General features: G+C 58.6%; 16 protein-coding genes and 1 tRNA gene. 8 read left to right on the plus strand and 9 right to left on the minus strand.

Annotation, left to right across the window (positions count from 1 at the left end; genetic code table 11):
* Positions 1 to 16 precede the first annotated feature (16 nt).
* Positions 17 to 2,368 carry a DNA translocase FtsK 4TM domain-containing protein gene (locus ACO079_RS10755; RefSeq protein ID WP_421789913.1) on the minus strand — a complete coding sequence of 784 codons (2,352 nt, stop codon included), beginning with the start codon at positions 2,366 to 2,368 and terminating at the stop codon, positions 17 to 19.
* 68 nt (positions 2,369 to 2,436) lie between these two features.
* Here ACO079_RS10755 and ACO079_RS10760 point away from each other — a divergent pair, with 68 nt between their 5' ends.
* Complete coding sequence (locus ACO079_RS10760) at positions 2,437 to 2,724, plus strand: hypothetical protein (protein ID WP_421789915.1); 288 nt, start codon at positions 2,437 to 2,439, stop codon at positions 2,722 to 2,724.
* A 63-nt stretch (positions 2,725 to 2,787) separates the two neighbouring features.
* Here the strand turns inward: ACO079_RS10760 and ACO079_RS10765 are convergent, their stop codons facing one another.
* Positions 2,788 to 3,195, minus strand: coding sequence for a hypothetical protein (locus ACO079_RS10765; protein ID WP_421789917.1), 408 nt, complete (start codon positions 3,193 to 3,195; stop codon positions 2,788 to 2,790).
* Positions 3,196 to 3,335: 140 nt separating this feature from the next.
* Here ACO079_RS10765 and ACO079_RS10770 point away from each other — a divergent pair, with 140 nt between their 5' ends.
* Positions 3,336 to 4,598 carry a UbiH/UbiF/VisC/COQ6 family ubiquinone biosynthesis hydroxylase gene (locus tag ACO079_RS10770; protein ID WP_421789918.1) on the plus strand — a complete coding sequence of 421 codons (1,263 nt, stop codon included), beginning with the start codon at positions 3,336 to 3,338 and terminating at the stop codon, positions 4,596 to 4,598.
* Between the two features lie 15 nt (positions 4,599 to 4,613).
* Here the strand turns inward: ACO079_RS10770 and ACO079_RS10775 are convergent, their stop codons facing one another.
* Positions 4,614 to 4,886, minus strand: coding sequence for a histidine kinase (locus ACO079_RS10775; RefSeq protein WP_421789920.1), 273 nt, complete (start codon positions 4,884 to 4,886; stop codon positions 4,614 to 4,616).
* Positions 4,887 to 5,002: 116 nt separating this feature from the next.
* Between ACO079_RS10775 and ACO079_RS10780 the strand changes: the two genes are divergently transcribed.
* On the plus strand, positions 5,003 to 5,284 hold the full coding sequence (locus tag ACO079_RS10780; protein ID WP_421789922.1) for a 4a-hydroxytetrahydrobiopterin dehydratase: 282 nt from the start codon (positions 5,003 to 5,005) through the stop codon (positions 5,282 to 5,284).
* Positions 5,285 to 5,294: 10 nt separating this feature from the next.
* Here ACO079_RS10780 and ACO079_RS10785 read toward each other — a convergent pair whose 3' ends face one another.
* The gene (locus tag ACO079_RS10785; RefSeq protein WP_421789923.1) at positions 5,295 to 5,750 is read right to left on the minus strand and encodes a hypothetical protein; all 456 of its coding nucleotides are present in this window, start codon (positions 5,748 to 5,750) and stop codon (positions 5,295 to 5,297) included.
* Positions 5,751 to 5,856: 106 nt separating this feature from the next.
* Between ACO079_RS10785 and ACO079_RS10790 the strand changes: the two genes are divergently transcribed.
* Entirely contained in the window at positions 5,857 to 6,651 is a 795-nt protein-coding gene (locus ACO079_RS10790; RefSeq protein ID WP_421789925.1) for a MipA/OmpV family protein, read from the plus strand.
* Here the strand turns inward: ACO079_RS10790 and ACO079_RS10795 are convergent.
* Positions 6,648 to 7,226: a TetR/AcrR family transcriptional regulator gene (locus ACO079_RS10795; protein ID WP_421789927.1), complete on the minus strand. Its 579-nt coding sequence runs from the start codon at positions 7,224 to 7,226 to the stop codon at positions 6,648 to 6,650. The genes ACO079_RS10790 and ACO079_RS10795 overlap by 4 nt on opposite strands.
* A 149-nt stretch (positions 7,227 to 7,375) precedes the next feature.
* On the opposite strand from ACO079_RS10795, the gene ACO079_RS10800 reads away from it, so the two are divergent.
* Complete coding sequence (locus ACO079_RS10800; RefSeq protein WP_421789929.1) at positions 7,376 to 8,251, plus strand: phytanoyl-CoA dioxygenase family protein; 876 nt, start codon at positions 7,376 to 7,378, stop codon at positions 8,249 to 8,251.
* A gap of 64 nt (positions 8,252 to 8,315) precedes the next feature.
* Here ACO079_RS10800 and ACO079_RS10805 read toward each other — a convergent pair whose 3' ends face one another.
* The 4 genes from ACO079_RS10805 to ACO079_RS10820 all read right to left on the minus strand — a co-directional run bounded on the left by ACO079_RS10805 (position 8,316) and on the right by ACO079_RS10820 (position 10,606).
* A complete protein-coding gene (locus tag ACO079_RS10805; RefSeq protein ID WP_421789930.1) occupies positions 8,316 to 9,218 on the minus strand; it encodes a TIR domain-containing protein in 903 nt (300 codons plus the stop codon).
* On the minus strand, positions 9,208 to 9,498 hold the full coding sequence (locus ACO079_RS10810; protein WP_421789932.1) for a hypothetical protein: 291 nt from the start codon (positions 9,496 to 9,498) through the stop codon (positions 9,208 to 9,210). The genes ACO079_RS10805 and ACO079_RS10810 overlap by 11 nt, the downstream gene beginning before the upstream one ends.
* A 485-nt stretch (positions 9,499 to 9,983) precedes the next feature.
* A tRNA-Ala gene (locus ACO079_RS10815) sits at positions 9,984 to 10,059 on the minus strand.
* A gap of 85 nt (positions 10,060 to 10,144) precedes the next feature.
* Positions 10,145 to 10,606, minus strand: a complete 462-nt coding sequence (locus tag ACO079_RS10820) for a TIGR02300 family protein (RefSeq protein ID WP_421789934.1) — start codon at positions 10,604 to 10,606, stop codon at positions 10,145 to 10,147.
* 126 nt (positions 10,607 to 10,732) lie between these two features.
* Between ACO079_RS10820 and aroA the strand changes: the two genes are divergently transcribed.
* The 3 genes from aroA to rpsA all read left to right on the plus strand — a co-directional run bounded on the left by aroA (position 10,733) and on the right by rpsA (position 14,776).
* Positions 10,733 to 12,064, plus strand: coding sequence for a 3-phosphoshikimate 1-carboxyvinyltransferase (gene aroA / locus ACO079_RS10825; RefSeq protein WP_421789936.1), 1,332 nt, complete (start codon positions 10,733 to 10,735; stop codon positions 12,062 to 12,064).
* On the plus strand, positions 12,061 to 12,699 hold the full coding sequence (cmk, locus tag ACO079_RS10830) for a (d)CMP kinase (RefSeq protein WP_421789937.1): 639 nt from the start codon (positions 12,061 to 12,063) through the stop codon (positions 12,697 to 12,699). The genes aroA and cmk overlap by 4 nt, the downstream gene beginning before the upstream one ends.
* Positions 12,700 to 12,886: 187 nt before the next feature.
* Positions 12,887 to 14,776, plus strand: coding sequence for a 30S ribosomal protein S1 (rpsA, locus tag ACO079_RS10835; RefSeq protein ID WP_421789939.1), 1,890 nt, complete (start codon positions 12,887 to 12,889; stop codon positions 14,774 to 14,776).
* Positions 14,777 to 14,788 lie beyond the last annotated feature (12 nt).

Consider the following 14,788-nt stretch of genomic DNA (forward strand, 5'->3'; position numbering starts at 1 on the left):
GAAGGTGCCGAGAGCGTCAGGCCGCGTCATGTTCGGGCAGGAAAATCTCGCGCTTTCCGGCATGGTCGGCAGGACCGATCATGCCTTCCTCTTCCATGCGCTCGATCAGCGTCGCCGCACGGTTATAGCCAATCTGCAGGCGCCGCTGGATATAGCTGGTCGAGGCTTTGCGGTCGCGCGCGACCACGGCCACCGCTTGATCGAAAAGATCATCCCCGGACCCGCCGCCAGCGGCTTCAAAGGGCGAAGGCCCGTCATCACTCTCTTCGGTGACTTCTTCGAGATATTCCGGCGTGCCTTGTTTTTTGAGATAGGCCGCAACGTCTTCCACTTCGCGATCGGACACGAAGGGGCCATGCAGGCGGCGGATACGCCCGCCCCCGGCCATGTAAAGCAGATCGCCCATGCCCAGCAGTTGTTCGGCGCCCTGCTCTCCCAGAATGGTGCGCGAGTCGATCTTGGAGGTGACTTGATAGGAAATCCGCGTCGGGAAGTTCGCCTTGATCGTCCCGGTGATGACGTCCACAGACGGCCGCTGTGTGGCGGTGATCATATGAATGCCGGCAGCCCGCGCCATCTGCGCCAGGCGCTGCACCGCGCCTTCAATTTCCTTGCCGGCCACCATCATCAGATCGGCCATCTCGTCGATGACAACGACGATGTAGGGCATCTTCACGGCCTCAATCGTCTCGGTCTCATACATCGGCTCGCCGGTCTCGCGGTCATAGCCAACCTGCACCGTGCGCTCGAGCGGCTCTTCATTGGCAAGTGAGTCTTCGACCCGCTCATTAAAACCGGCCACATTGCGCACGCCGATCTTGGACATGCGCAAATACCGGCTTTCCATTTCGCGTACCGTCCATTTCAGGGCGGCCACGGCTTTCTTCGGGTCGGTCACGACAGGCGAGAGCAAATGCGGAATGCCGTCATAAACGGAAAGTTCCAGCATTTTCGGATCAATCATGATCAGGCGGCATTCTTCCGGTGGCAGCCGGTAAAGCAGGGACAGGATCATCGCATTGATGCCGACCGATTTACCCGAACCGGTGGTCCCGGCGATCAACAGGTGCGGCATGCGGGCCAGGTCGGCCACGAAGGGCTCTCCGCCAATGGTTTCGCCCAGCGCCAGAGGCAATTCGGCCTTCGTCGTTTCAAACGAGGTGGCATTAAATAGCCCGCGCAGGAAGACCGTCTCGCGGCCCGGATTGGGCAATTCAATGCCGATGGCATTCTTGCCCGGCACCACCGCGACGCGCGCAGCGGTCGCGCTCATAGAGCGGGCGATGTCATCGGCCAGATTGATCACGCGGGAAGATTTCACGCCCGGCGCGGGCTCGAATTCATAGAGCGTGACCACAGGACCAGGGCGGACCTTGCCGATCTCGCCGCGCACACCGAAGTCTTCCAGCACGCCCTGAAGCAGCTCGGCATTCTGTTGCAGCGCGTCCGCATCGACGGCATCGGTGCGCGCTTTCGGGCGGGTTAGCAGATCCAGGCGCGGCAGTTTGAAGCCCCCGCTTTCAGCAAACGGCAGCGCGCCCTGGGCTTCACGAGCCTCCCGGCCGGATTTTCTGGTTTTACGCGTTGGTGCGACTTTTACCGCGGGCGCAGCCGCGGTCGCGGCAGGTTTCCGGCGACGTGGCGCGGGCGCGTCCTCAACGGGGGCGTCCTCGACAATCTCATCACCATTGCGCCAGGGGATGCGTCCGGCCAGAGAGTCGATCCAGACCCGAACCGTCGCCCAGGCGAGGCTTCCGGCATCGGCGGCGGCCACAATGTCAGACGGGCGCAGGCCGAAGGTGAAGAACATGCCCAAAACGGCGATGATCAGGCCAATCCCGGCGGCGATTCCGGCAGAGGCGGGCACACCCAGGCTTTCCAGCGGCCCGGTGAGGGTGAACAGCATGCCATCGCCCAGCACGCCGCCCAGACCGGTCGCAAAGGGCCAGGTTTCGGGGATGGGCAGGGCGGATACCGCCATCGCAAAGCCAAGCAAGGCGAACCCAGCGGCCAGGCCGCGCAAGAGTTTGAAGCCCAAAGAGCGTTCCTGCGGCGCACGAACGGCTTTCATCACGCCCCAACCGGCGATGACCAGTGCAAAGCCGCCGGCCGCCCAGCCGAGGCTTTGAAGAAGAAAATCAGACAGGTTGGCGCCGAACGCGCCCAGCGTATGGGTGACGGTCGCAGAGGATGCCGTATTCCAGCTGGCATCCAGTGGATTATGGTCAATCAGGGCAAAGCCGATCAGGCCTCCGACGAGGACCAGAACGCCGCCATAACTCCACGCGCCAATGCGCGCGGCCCAGCCTGCGCTCTTGCGCCGGACATTGCCGGAAATATCCTCGGATGCTGCATCATAGCCTGCCATCCCCATATTCAAGCGGCAAAGCGTGAGTCGAGGGTAAACGGCGGTTAAGAAAAGGCGGTGGAGGTTGAATGGCCAGGTATTACGATATCGCCGCCACGGTGAAGGCGCTCGCGCCTGTCCTCAAGCGCGGCGGTTTCAGGCAGAAGACTCACAAGCCCCGCCTCTTTGGTAAGCCCGAATACAAGAGCCTTGGCGATGTCGTGGTGTTCGAGAAGGGCCAGAAGGCGATCCATATCTGTGTTGACCGCGGGGAGGTCTACCTGGTCCTGATCGACGCCGGGTCAGAGCCGGTGCGGCCCGACCTCGATTGCCCGCGGGACATGACCGATATCGGCGGCGTTCCCAGCCTGCCCTAATTCACACGGGCAACGATCGAATGCCTGAAAGCCAAACTAAAGGCATGGATGTGAAGAAGCGCATCAAGTGCGCAAATTCTTCAGTCGTTCAAACTCGTCGGGCAAAAGAATTTCTATACAATACAAAATATTGGGATTGGTCTTAGTCCAATCAATCCAGAGCTTCTCCATTTCCTGGAGTTTTTGAGTATCCGGCAACTGGCCTTCATGTCTTTTGTAGAGCTCCAGGATAAGCAGGTACAAGGCACTTCGGTTCTCAACTGATAAATCTGCGTTCTTTGTGAATTGGAATGCATAATCTAGGCGATCAGACCGCTTGTCGCTTAGATATTTCGAAATCTGAATAAGAGCGCCGTAATACCCATTCGTTTTGGCCTTCTCGGCAAGGAGCGCGCCAATTTCCTCTTGGGCCTCCTTGTCGAAAAGCAGCAAGATCGCCGCAACGTTATTCTCCCAGTTCTCGACACTCATAGCGGCTCTCAATTTGTGGACAGAAAGATGGCGAACTTACAGGCCAAATGTAACCACTGGCTGCCAATTATGCACGCACTCCAATCCATGCGACAGCGCCGCCTCTTTTCTCCAGCGAGCAAACGCCTAAAGTCCGCCCCATGAAACGCGACTTTGATAGCGATGTGATCGTTCTGGGCGGCGGACTGGCCGGGCAGACCCTGGCGCTGGCGCTCGACTCTGCCGGTGTTTCCGTGACCCTCGTCGATGCGGCCCCGCTGGATGACATGCTGGCGCCGGAATTTGATGGCCGCGCCTCGGCGCTGGCCTACACCTCCTTCCGCATGCTCGAAACGATGGGGGTGGCCGGAAAACTGGGCGAGCACGTCCAACGCATTGAACATATTCTGGTGTGTGATGGCCGACCCTATGGCGGGCCTCTGCCCGGCGGGCCGGGTCAGAACACGCTGCATTTCGATCGGCGCGAAATCCATCCCGAAGATGACGGCGAACCGCTGGGCTATATGGCCGAGAACCGCCATACGCGCCATGCGCTGACGCAATGCCTGCGGACAAGCGGGGTGAACGTCATCGCCCCGGCCAAGGCCGATCGCTGGGAACATATCCCCGGCGGGATCGAGCTTCATCTGGAAGATGGCCGCACGCTGTCTGGACGCCTTTTGTGCGCCAGTGATGGCAAGTTTTCCCGCTCCCGCCGTCAGGCCGGCACGCGCACGGCAGGCTGGGGCTATGACCAGACCGGCATTGTCGCCACGGTCGAGCATGAACAGCCGCATGAGGGCGTGGCCTATGAGTATTTCATGCCGGGCGGACCGTTCGCCATTCTGCCCCTGCCGGGCAATCGCTCCTCGCTGGTCTGGACCGAGCGCACAGATCTCGCCAACGCCATTTTGAAACTCGATGCTGACCGCTTTCAGGCCGAACTGGACAAACGCTTTGGCGATTTTCTCGGCGCGATAAAGGAAAGCGGCCCGCGCTGGGGGTATCCGCTGTCTGTGCGCCTTGCGGAACGGTTTTACGAAGACCGGATTGCCTATGTCGGCGATGCCGCACGCGGCATCCATCCGCTGGCCGGGCAGGGCTTTAATCTGGGCATTCGTGATGCCGCCGCGCTGGCCGAAGTGCTGGTCGAGGCCAAATCCTTGGGCTTGGAACTGGGCGCCGCCGTGACGCTGCAGCGCTATGCCAAATGGCGCAAGCTGGATTCCATGGGGCTGGTGGCCGCCACGGACATGTTCAACCGGCTGTTTTCAAACGATGTCGGCCCCTTACGCATGGTACGCGGACTGGGCCTGTCGCTTGTGGATCGCATTCCGCCCGCCCGTCAGTTCTTCATGCGCGAAGCCGGCGGCGAAACCGGGGATTTGCCGAAATTACTGCGCGGCGAAACGCTGGCCGCCTAGAGCGCGTCAGAAAAATTACGCCACGCCAATCCGCGGGGCGCCACCGTCTTCCACCTCGGACGGGCCAAAGGCGCGGTCCAGCACATTGGTGGAATCCTGCGCCAGCTCGATCGCCTGGGTGAGGTGTTCCAGCACCTTCATATTATTGGCGAGCACGCGCAGCGCTTCCGGGCGGTGATCCTCGGAAATCTTGGTGCAGCGCACGAGCACATCGGCCCGCAGCTCCAGCAAAATATCTTCCAGCTTGCGGCCATCCGGATTGCTGTCTGACTTTAGAAAACGGGTCATTTCCGTCTCCTTTCCATCCACTTGAAGGCCTAAATCAAGCACAGACGCGTTAATTTTCGGCTGACAGGGCCGCTTAAAGAACGCTAAACCGCATCCACAAAACGGGAGGTGAGATCATGGCCGAGAAGATTGGCGCGGCAAAAGCGGCAGAAGAGCTGAAGAAATGGTCGGTGGTCGAAGGCCGTGATGCCATCCACCGCGAATATCATTTTGCCGATTTCAACGAGGCGTTCGGCTTTATGACCCGGGTCGCCTTGCGCGCGGATCAGATGGATCACCACCCGGAATGGTTCAATGTTTACAACAAGGTGAAGGTTCTTCTCGCCACCCATGATGCGGACGGCGTCACCACGCTGGACCTGGAATTGGCCCGCTTCATGGATTCCATCGCGCACTAACTCGCGCAGATCAATTTTCGTGAATGATCACCATGCCGAGTAGAATGTCCGCGACATCCTCGCCTAGCACTTCATCGGTGGCTTCCTGCAAGAGATAGGAAATGCGGTCCGCATCCGGCACATCGCCAAAGCGATAATTCGCGCCCGTATACATGGCGAGCGCCGAGACATAGCGGTCGCGCAGGCGCGGCATCAGCCGTTCAGCGCGTGAGCGGTCGCGGCCATTGGGAATCTCCAGCCCGGCTTCGATATGCAAAATACCCCGCAGCCGGAAATCGGCATGCACCGAAGCGGTTAGCGGATCCAGGGGCACATAACCGTCCGACGAGGTCAGCGAGCGATGCCGGCGTCCACCGGATTCCTGCGGTGGAGGAGCTGCGCCATCCGGACCGCCGCCACCTCCTGCGAAAACGGGTGGCGCGAAGACCATCGACAGAACAGCCAGGCAGAGAAACAAGCGTGTCATGCTCAAGGGCTTACGCAAAAGCGGTAAAAGAAGCGTTCGTCCACAATCCATTTTTCATTAGGCAACGTAAGCCTATCAAAAGACCCTTTTGGTTCCGGAGACTTCGATGTTGCGTTCACCTGTCCTGCTTGCTGCCTGCTCTGCTGTGCTGTTGTCGGCTCCCGCCATTAGCCAGGACGGCCCGCCCGATAATTTCATCGCAGGCGGTGTCGCGGCCATTCCGGAAACCGCTGGCGGTGACAGCTATCGCCTGATCCCCTTTGCAGCGGGCCGTGTATCGGTCGGTGATGTCGTCCTGCAGGTGGAAGGGCCGGGCGTGTCCGCCAGCCTCTATAATCAGGGCGGTGTCGAGGCCGGGGCCTATGTGCGCTATTTCGGCGGACGCGATGACGACAATGGCGATGTGATCGTTGATCTCTTGCCGGAAGCCGACAATGCCATTGTGACGGGCGGATTTGTCCGGGTACAGGTCGCCCGGGGCGTGCTCAATCAATTCGACCGTGTCTTTATCGGTGGCCGCTTGGGCATGGATGTCACGGGCGAATATAGCGGCGTCTATTGGGCGGGCTCGCTGGCCTATGCCACCCCGCTCTCGCGTTCGACCCTGCTGATTGCCAATTTCTCGGTGTCGGGTTCGCCTGATGAGTATGCGGATGCCTTGTTCTCGGTAACACCTGCCGGCTCTCTGGCCAGTGGTTTGCCGGTCTACAATGCGGACAGTGGTATTCAGGACATTGGCGTCACCTTGCTGCTTGATCAGCGCGTAACGGATAACTGGTCACTGACCGGTATTCTCGGCGCGAACCGCCTGCAGGGCGATTATGCCGACAGCCCGATCGTCACCCAGCGCGGTGATGAAATGCAGTATTTCGTTGGCCTCGGCCTGGGACGGCGCTTCTAGCTCTCTTTGAGCTCCACGGCCGCAGCGATAAACGCCCACATCTTGTTCGCTAGCCAGTCCGGATCCGGACGTGGATCCTGACGCATGGCCTGCGCAAAAACGGCATTGACCGCCCCCATAATGGCAGCCCCGGCGATATGCGGGTCAACGCTCTTGGGAATGAAGCCCCGGCGAATGCCATCTTCGATATTGTAAGCCGAGCGCTCGATCAGCTCGCGCTGACCCCGAAGTTCAGCTGCCGCGACCTCCAGTGACCGGCTCATCGGGCCGTAGATGACTGGCGCGAGCGGCTCTTCGTACAAAAACGCGATGATCGCGGAAAGACGCGCGCGTTCGCGCTCCGGCCAGGGAATATCGCCATCATAGCGTTGATTGGTGATCGCGTTGAAACGCTCGAAAAATCCATCCACTACGGCGCTCAAGAGCCCCGCCTTGGACTTGAAATAATGATAGGCGAGGCCTTCTGACACGCCCGCCCGACGCGCCACCTCGCTCATTTCGAAATCACCTTCACCGGCAATCAGGCACTGAGTTGCGGCAGCGAGAATCGGTCCGGAGGCAGGCTTTCGAGGCATGCCCTCATAGACGGGCTGGACAGGCGCGTTGTCAATTTTTAAATTGAGCTCAACTCAAATACGGTGTAAATAGCCCTGGGGGCAGCGGTATGCTGGATAGAATAAGGGAAGAAGCGGCCAGAAATACAGCGAATACGCAAGATAAGGGAATGAACGCGATGATGTCACAGGCGAAGCCGGACTTGAGTGAGTGGCTAGGCGGAAAGTCCTTCGCTGAAATGAAGCAGGAATTCGATGAGACGGGTTATCTCATCTTTCCGGGCATTCTCGGCGAAGACAAAGTTACCGCCGTCCACGAGGCTTTGGCGCCCTATATTGATGGCGGCCATACGGGGCGGAATGATTTTGAAGGCCTGAAAACAAACCGCGTCTATGCCCTGCTGGCAAAATCGCCGGTTTTCGCGAATCTGATTTCACACCCGCTCTCGCTGGCCTTTGCCGAGGCTGATCTGGGTGAATCAATGCTGTTATCAGCCTGCCTGGCGATCAATCTGCATCCGGAAGAAAGCGTTCAGCCCTGGCATACGGATGATTCCCATATTCATCTGCCATATCCGCATATCGGTATGGGCATCAGCACTTTCTGGTCGATTGATGAAACGACCGAAGAAAATGGCGCGACCGAGATCCTGCCCGGCAGCCATCTCTGGGGCGAAGACCGGATTCCCAAAGCCGTTTCAGCCGAAGATTTCGCGAATACCAAAGTTCGCAGCGCCGAAGACGATCCGGGTTATCGCGCAGATGCGTTAAAAGCGACCATGCCCGCGGGCTCCTTGATGATTGCAAAGGGCGGACTCTGGCATCGCGGCGGAGCCAACCGGTCTGGCCAGCCACGCCTGATAATCACGCCGCAATATTGTGCCGGCTGGGCGCGCCCGCTGGAAAGCATGTTGGCGGCTGTCCCGCCAGCTGTCGCTGCGCGCTATCCGCGCCGTATCCAGGAATTGCTGGGATATTCCATCCATGCGCCCTTCATGGGCTATGTCGATGGCATGCACCCGGCGCGGGCGTTAGAAAGGGCATGACCCTACGCGACAGCTTAGAGTAAAAAGATGGTCAAGCTTTTTGCGTTGTTTGAAACGGGAACGCCTAACGGATTACCTTATCCCAATCGATACGGTAACCAGCGGCCTTCAACTCTCTAGCCAAGTTGACCTTCCAGGCGCCAGCGTCATCATAGTCGATATATGCCACACCGAGATAGTCAGACGGTATTTCGACGTCATTGCGACGTAATGCGCAAACCCGCTCTCGCCCCAAACGTCCTATAAAATATCCGAGCTCCAAAACGACGTTTTGACGTGCTCGAGGTTTGTCGGTCTCTTCGCTTACTGCCCTACCAACATCGTCAGGAGTCAATAGGACAACGGCAAAACCGACATTCGCCTCATCGACCAATTTTTCTTGTATCGTCCGACCTTTGTTAGGTTGTTCGTGCAGGATAATGGGTTTCAAGCCGGCTTCCGAAAGAAGTCTTGCTACCGACTCCCGTGCGCCTTCGTCATGTCCGTGTACTATGAATACTGATTCAGAATCTAAGGGCGGATCAACTTTTCGAGGCAAACTCATCTCGTTTGAAAGAACGTAGTCTCTGAAGTCGCGGCTAAATGGAATTATCGCAGCGGAAACAACTTTTCTGATGTTTGCGGCGATCTTACCCGACGCATAATAGTACTTATGAGCAAAATCCAAAAACCAGCGTGGATTTTCCGCACCACGTTCAATTAAGTGCAGCGTAAGGCCCATCGTTTCTTGCGCATCTGTCGGCCAGTCCAGTCGAGAGCTGCCGACCATGCCGCCTTCCCGGCGATCATTGCCGACGAATTCATCAAAATCAGCACCTGCCTTTAGGTCATCGGCGAAGGGCTTTAACGGCTCGGCATTTAGCAGGGCATTCAGGCGTTGAAGCGGTCGCTCATAGGTATTGAAATCGGCGCTCTGCAGGTCGAGCACAGCGTTATTCACCGCATCGAGCGCAGTTTTATTCGTCATCGCTGCTTTCTGCCTCTAACCGAGCTTTAGCGGCTCTCTCCAAAATTGCCGTTCGGCCTTGCTCTTTAAGTGCGGAAACAACATTTTCAGTCAACTTGTCTTGGTGTCCACCGCTCACCCGAGCATCGATCTCTGCCTCCATTTCTTTGATCGCCAATTCAATGCTCTGGGGATCAAAAGGGTCGAAGCTTACTTTTGCCAGGTCTCCATCGAGCGCAGCCACCGTTTTTTCTAGGTTTTTCATTTTTTTAGCGAAACTATCCAAACCTTTGATACGCATTTCGTTTCCATTATTTTGACGATAAAAAGAGACGACTCACTGCCAGTAAGGCCCATAAGCTGGGCGTCTTCAACTGGTATTCTTTGGGCTTTGAGCATGAGCCGCGTCGTCGAAATCTTGGCCAGGCCCGCATGCGACCCGACGCGCAAGACTAAATGGCTCCAACGAAAAAAGCCGCACTGAACAGCGCGGCGTTTACGTCTTATTGTCCGCCTTCGCTGAAGCTACGGCGCGACAGCCTTGGCTCGATTGAGGGCTGACTGCTCTACTGACGAAGATGGGGCATAAAAGGCCACGACCGTGGCCCGGGCTTTCGCCCGTCCCGCCGGAGCTGTGAGCGCAGCGAACTAGCGCGAGGCCAAAAAAACCATTCAAGCAGACGGAAGCTGGCTGCCCGCCTTCGCCTTTCAGGCTTCGGCGCGACAACCTTCGCTCGTTTTAAAGGCTTGCTTGCCGAGCCGAAGCTCGCGCGAGCGAGCGAAGGCTGGTGGAGCTAGGCGGAATCGAACCGCCGACCTCTTGAATGCCATTCAAGCGCTCTCCCAACTGAGCTATAGCCCCGAAATGTGTGTCCCGCCCTTGGGCCGGCGGGAGAGGCGCGGAACCTAGTCAAAGCCCGCACCGCTTTCAAGCGGTTTGAACGCTCCTAGGTGTCGTCCTCGTCATCCTCGCCGGAAATGCCGAAATCATCATCGTCTTCATCATCATCCAGGAGGACGTCATCATCGCTATCATCGTCGATATCGAGCTCGTCATCATCATCATTGAAGCCTTCCGGAAGGTCTTCATCTGACTCATCGTCATCGTCGCTATCATCATCATCGTCCAATGCGGGCACTTCCGCATCGTCGAGCTCGGCGACATCATCCCCGTCTTCGTCGTCTTCTTCGCCGTCATCGGCCTCGGCATTTTCGGCCTTGGCTTTCTCGTCCTCATCCTTGAGTTTCGATTTGGAGGCTTTTGGCGGAGCCACCTCCTCAGCTTCAAAGAAAGACAGCGGATAGGATTCGCCGGTGTACGGCGAAACGATCGGGTCTTTACCCAGATCGTAGAATTTCTTGCCGGTTTCCGGGCAGATACGTTTTGTGCCGAGATCGGTTTTGGCCATGACGATCCCCTTGGATGGTTGTTTGGGCCGATAAGCAGTGGTTTTGGCGCGCGTCGTTGCCACGATCAATGCGTCCTGTCAAAAGCCTATGTCTGCTAACCGGCATTTTGTGAATATCTGATCCCGATGAACGCTGAAAAATCTGCCCATAAACCAGCCGCCGCCATGCCGGGCCGCCGCCTGGCCGGAGCACTGACGGCACCGGGTGATAAATCCGTGTCGCATCGCGCCCTGATGCTGGGGGCTCTTGCTGATGGCGAAACCAAGATCACAGGCTTGTTGGAATCCGCAGATGTGCTGGCCACGCTTACCGCCATGCAGGCGCTGGGGGCCGAGATCACCAAAACCGGTGCGGGCAGCTATACGGTTAAAGGCAGTGCCCGCCGCCTGACCACACCGTCTACGCCGCTCGATTTTGGCAATGCCGGTACCGGCGTTCGCCTGACCATGGGATTGGTCGCGGGTGCTGGTCTCGAGGCGACGTTCATTGGCGACGAAAGCCTGTCAGCCCGGCCCATGAAGCGCATTCTCGATCCGCTGGGCCAGATGGGTCTTGAGGCGTCATCGACGGAAGGCCGATTACCGGTATCGTTCAAAGCCTCTGCATTATCCGGGATGGAGTATGCGCCGCCGATTGCGTCCGCGCAGGTTAAATCAGCGATATTGCTGGCCGGGCTCGGCGCACAGGGCGAGACGATTGTTCGGGAGTCCCGCGCGACGCGCGACCATACCGAAACCATGCTCAAAGCTTTCGGGGCCGACCTGAGCGTTGAAGAAGACGGTTCAGGAGGCATCATCCGCCTCACCGGGCCTCAATCCCTGACAGCTTGCGATGTGACGGTGCCAGGTGATCCCTCGTCGATCGCATTTGCACTGATTGCCGCGCTGGTCGTTCCCGGCTCAGAGGTAACGATTACAGGCGTGATGATGAATCCGCTGCGGACCGGGCTAATCCGCGTTCTGAAACGGATGGGCGCGGACATCCACCTGACCTCAAAACGCGCGTCCGGCGGCGAAGAGATTGCTGATGTCGAAGTTCGCGCTTCGAGACTTTCTGCAATTGACCTTGAACCCGACATTGCGCCCGACATGATCGATGAATACCCGATTCTGGCCGTGGCCTGCGCGTTTGCGAATGGTACGTCCCGGCTGCGGGGTCTGGCCGAGCTGCGGGCCAAGGAAAGCGACCGGCTGGCGGCTACTCATGCCTTGCTTGCCGGGAATGGCGTTGAAACCCGCATTGAAGGCGATGATCTTATCATTGAAGGCGGCCAACCGTCTGGCGGCCGTCTTGTCGAGACGCATCATGATCATCGCATCGCGATGTCGGGTCTGGTTCTGGGGCTGGCCGCCCGGAATACGGTTCGGGTCGACGATATCTCAATGATCGCGACAAGCTATCCCGGCTTCATTGCCGACATGACAGCGCTGGGCGCTGTGATAGAGACGCACACATGATCATTGCGGTAGACGGCACACTGGCCTCCGGGAAGGGCACGATAGCGCGCGGCCTTGCGGCGCACTTTGGCTTGCCGCATCTGGATACCGGCGCGCTCTACCGGGCAGTGGCTGTGGCGGTTCTCTCTGCTGGCGACGACCCCGCCGACGAAGCGTTGGCAGAACACGCCGCTAAAACGCTGGATCCCGCAAACATAGATCAACACGCCATCCGCACGGCCGCCGCCGGAGCTGCAGCGTCGGTTGTTGCCGCCCAGCCGCGCGTGCGCCAGGCCCTGTTCGAGCTTCAGCGCCGTTTTGCGGAACAGGAAGGCGGGGCCATTCTTGATGGCCGGGACATTGGAACCGTCGTGTGCCCGGATGCCGATGTAAAACTTTTCATCGATGCCGACCCCCAAGTCAGGGCGGAACGGCGCTGGCGCGAACTGGTCGCCAGCGGGGATGAAATTCAGCTGGAAGAAATCGAGCGCCAGCTGGCCGAACGCGACAAGCGGGATGCTTCGCGCGAAACCGCCCCGCTGATGCGCGCAGACGACGCCATCTTGCTCGATACGACTCATTTGAGTATAGACGCGACGCTCGCTGAGGCCGTCCGCATCGTAAAGAACAAGACGGGCGCCACGCCGGGCAGCTAGCCGGACATTCAAATTGTCAGGCCCGCTGGAGAGGGACATCCCTCTCTTTGGCGCCTTTCAATTGGAATTTCCATTGTTCAACCCGCCGCTTTATGCGGCATAGCGCGTATGAAATTGGCCCCAAGGCAAGACCGCCGGAGACAACCGGCTGGCCCGAATACATTTCATACCGGAGTTTCTCCAACCCATGTCTGAAGTACAAACCCAATCCCCGTCCCGCGATGATTTTGCGGCCATGCTGGAAGCCAGCTTCGCCGGTCAGGATCTCGCCGAAGGTACGGTGGTCAAAGGCCGCGTGACCGCGGTCGAAAACGATTTCGTCACCGTTGATGTCGGTCTCAAGACCGAAGGCCGGATCCCGCTTCGCGAGTTCACCGGTCCGGGCTCGACGGCCCCGTCCATTGGCGATGATGTAGAAGTTTATCTGGAGCGCATTGAAAACGCGCTCGGCGATGCCGTGATCTCGCGCGATAAAGCCCGCCGCGAGGAAAGCTGGGACCGCCTCGAGAAAGCCTTCGAGAAAAAAGAACCGACCAATGGCGCCATTGTTGGCCGCGTCAAAGGCGGTTTCACGGTGGATCTGGGCGGCGCATCCGCCTTCCTGCCGGGCTCTCAGGTGGATATCCGTCCGGTTCGCGATGTCGGCCCGCTGATGAATATCGAACAGCCTTTCGCCATCCTGAAAATGGACCGCCCGCGCGGCAATATCGTAGTGTCGCGCCGCGCCGTTCTGGAAGAATCGCGCGCCGAGCAGCGCGCCGAGCTCGTCGGTCAGCTGGCCGAGGGTGAAGCCCGCGAAGGCGTGGTCAAGAATATCACCGATTATGGTGCCTTCGTGGATCTGGGCGGCATTGACGGCCTCCTGCACGTCACGGACATGTCCTGGAGCCGTGTTGGCCATCCGTCGGAAGTTGTGGAAGTCGGCCAGACGGTCAACGTCCAGATCATCCGCATCAATCCGGAAACCCAGCGTATTTCGCTTGGCATGAAGCAGCTGATGTCCGACCCGTGGGAAGGCATTGCCGCGAAATACCCGGTCAACGCCACCTTCAAAGGCCGCGTCACGAATATCGCCGAATACGGTGCCTTCGTGGAACTGGAGCCGGGCGTGGAAGGCCTGGTTCACGTGTCCGAAATGTCCTGGACCAAGAAAAACGCTCATCCGGGCAAGATCGTCTCCACCTCTGAAGAAGTGGACGTCATGGTTCTGGACGTGGACGCCGACAAACGCCGCATCTCTCTGGGCATCAAGCAAACCCAGGGCAATCCGTGGGATCTGCTGGCCGAAAAGCACCCGATCGGCTCGACGATTGAAGGTGAAGTCAAAAACATCACCGAATTTGGCCTGTTCGTCGGCATCGATGATGACATTGACGGCATGGTCCACCTGTCTGACATCGACTGGAACAAGTCCGGTGAAGCCGCTGTGGCTGACTTCAACAAGGGCGATGTGGTCAAGGCGAAGGTCCTCGACATCGATGTTGAAAAAGAGCGGGTCTCGCTCGGCATCAAACAGCTCGATGGCGACCCGATGGACTCCAGCGGCGTTGGCCGTGGCCAGACGATCACCGTCACCGTCAGCGAAATCACCTCGGGTGGCATCGAAGTGACCTTCGGCGATGACGGCGCGATGAAGTCCTTCATCCGCAAATCCGACCTGTCCCGAGATCGCGACGAGCAGCGTCCGGAACGCTTTGCGGTGGGCGACAAGATCGACGCCAAAGTCACCAATATCGACAAGGGTTCGCGCCGCGTGTCGCTGTCGATCAAGGCGCTGCAGATTGCCGAAGAGAAAGAGGCCGTGGAACAGTATGGTTCCTCTGACTCCGGTGCATCGCTCGGTGACATTCTGGGTGCCGCTCTGAAAGAGCAAGGCGATACCCCGGCTGAAACCAAAAAGCCGGCGGCCAAAAAAGCCGAAGCAAAAGCAGAGGAAGCCTCTGACGACGCTCCGGACTTCGACAAGATGACGAAAGCTCAGCTGGTCGAATACGCTGAAGCCAATGACATCGAAATCGTGAAGTCGGCCAAGGTGGCTGAGGTTCGCGAAGCCGTAAAAGCAGGCGCCGCGAAGTAAATTCGCTGCGAT

Origin of the sequence: Hyphobacterium sp. (assembly GCF_965228115.1) — a bacterium.
Lineage (GTDB): Bacteria > Pseudomonadota > Alphaproteobacteria > Caulobacterales > Maricaulaceae > Hyphobacterium.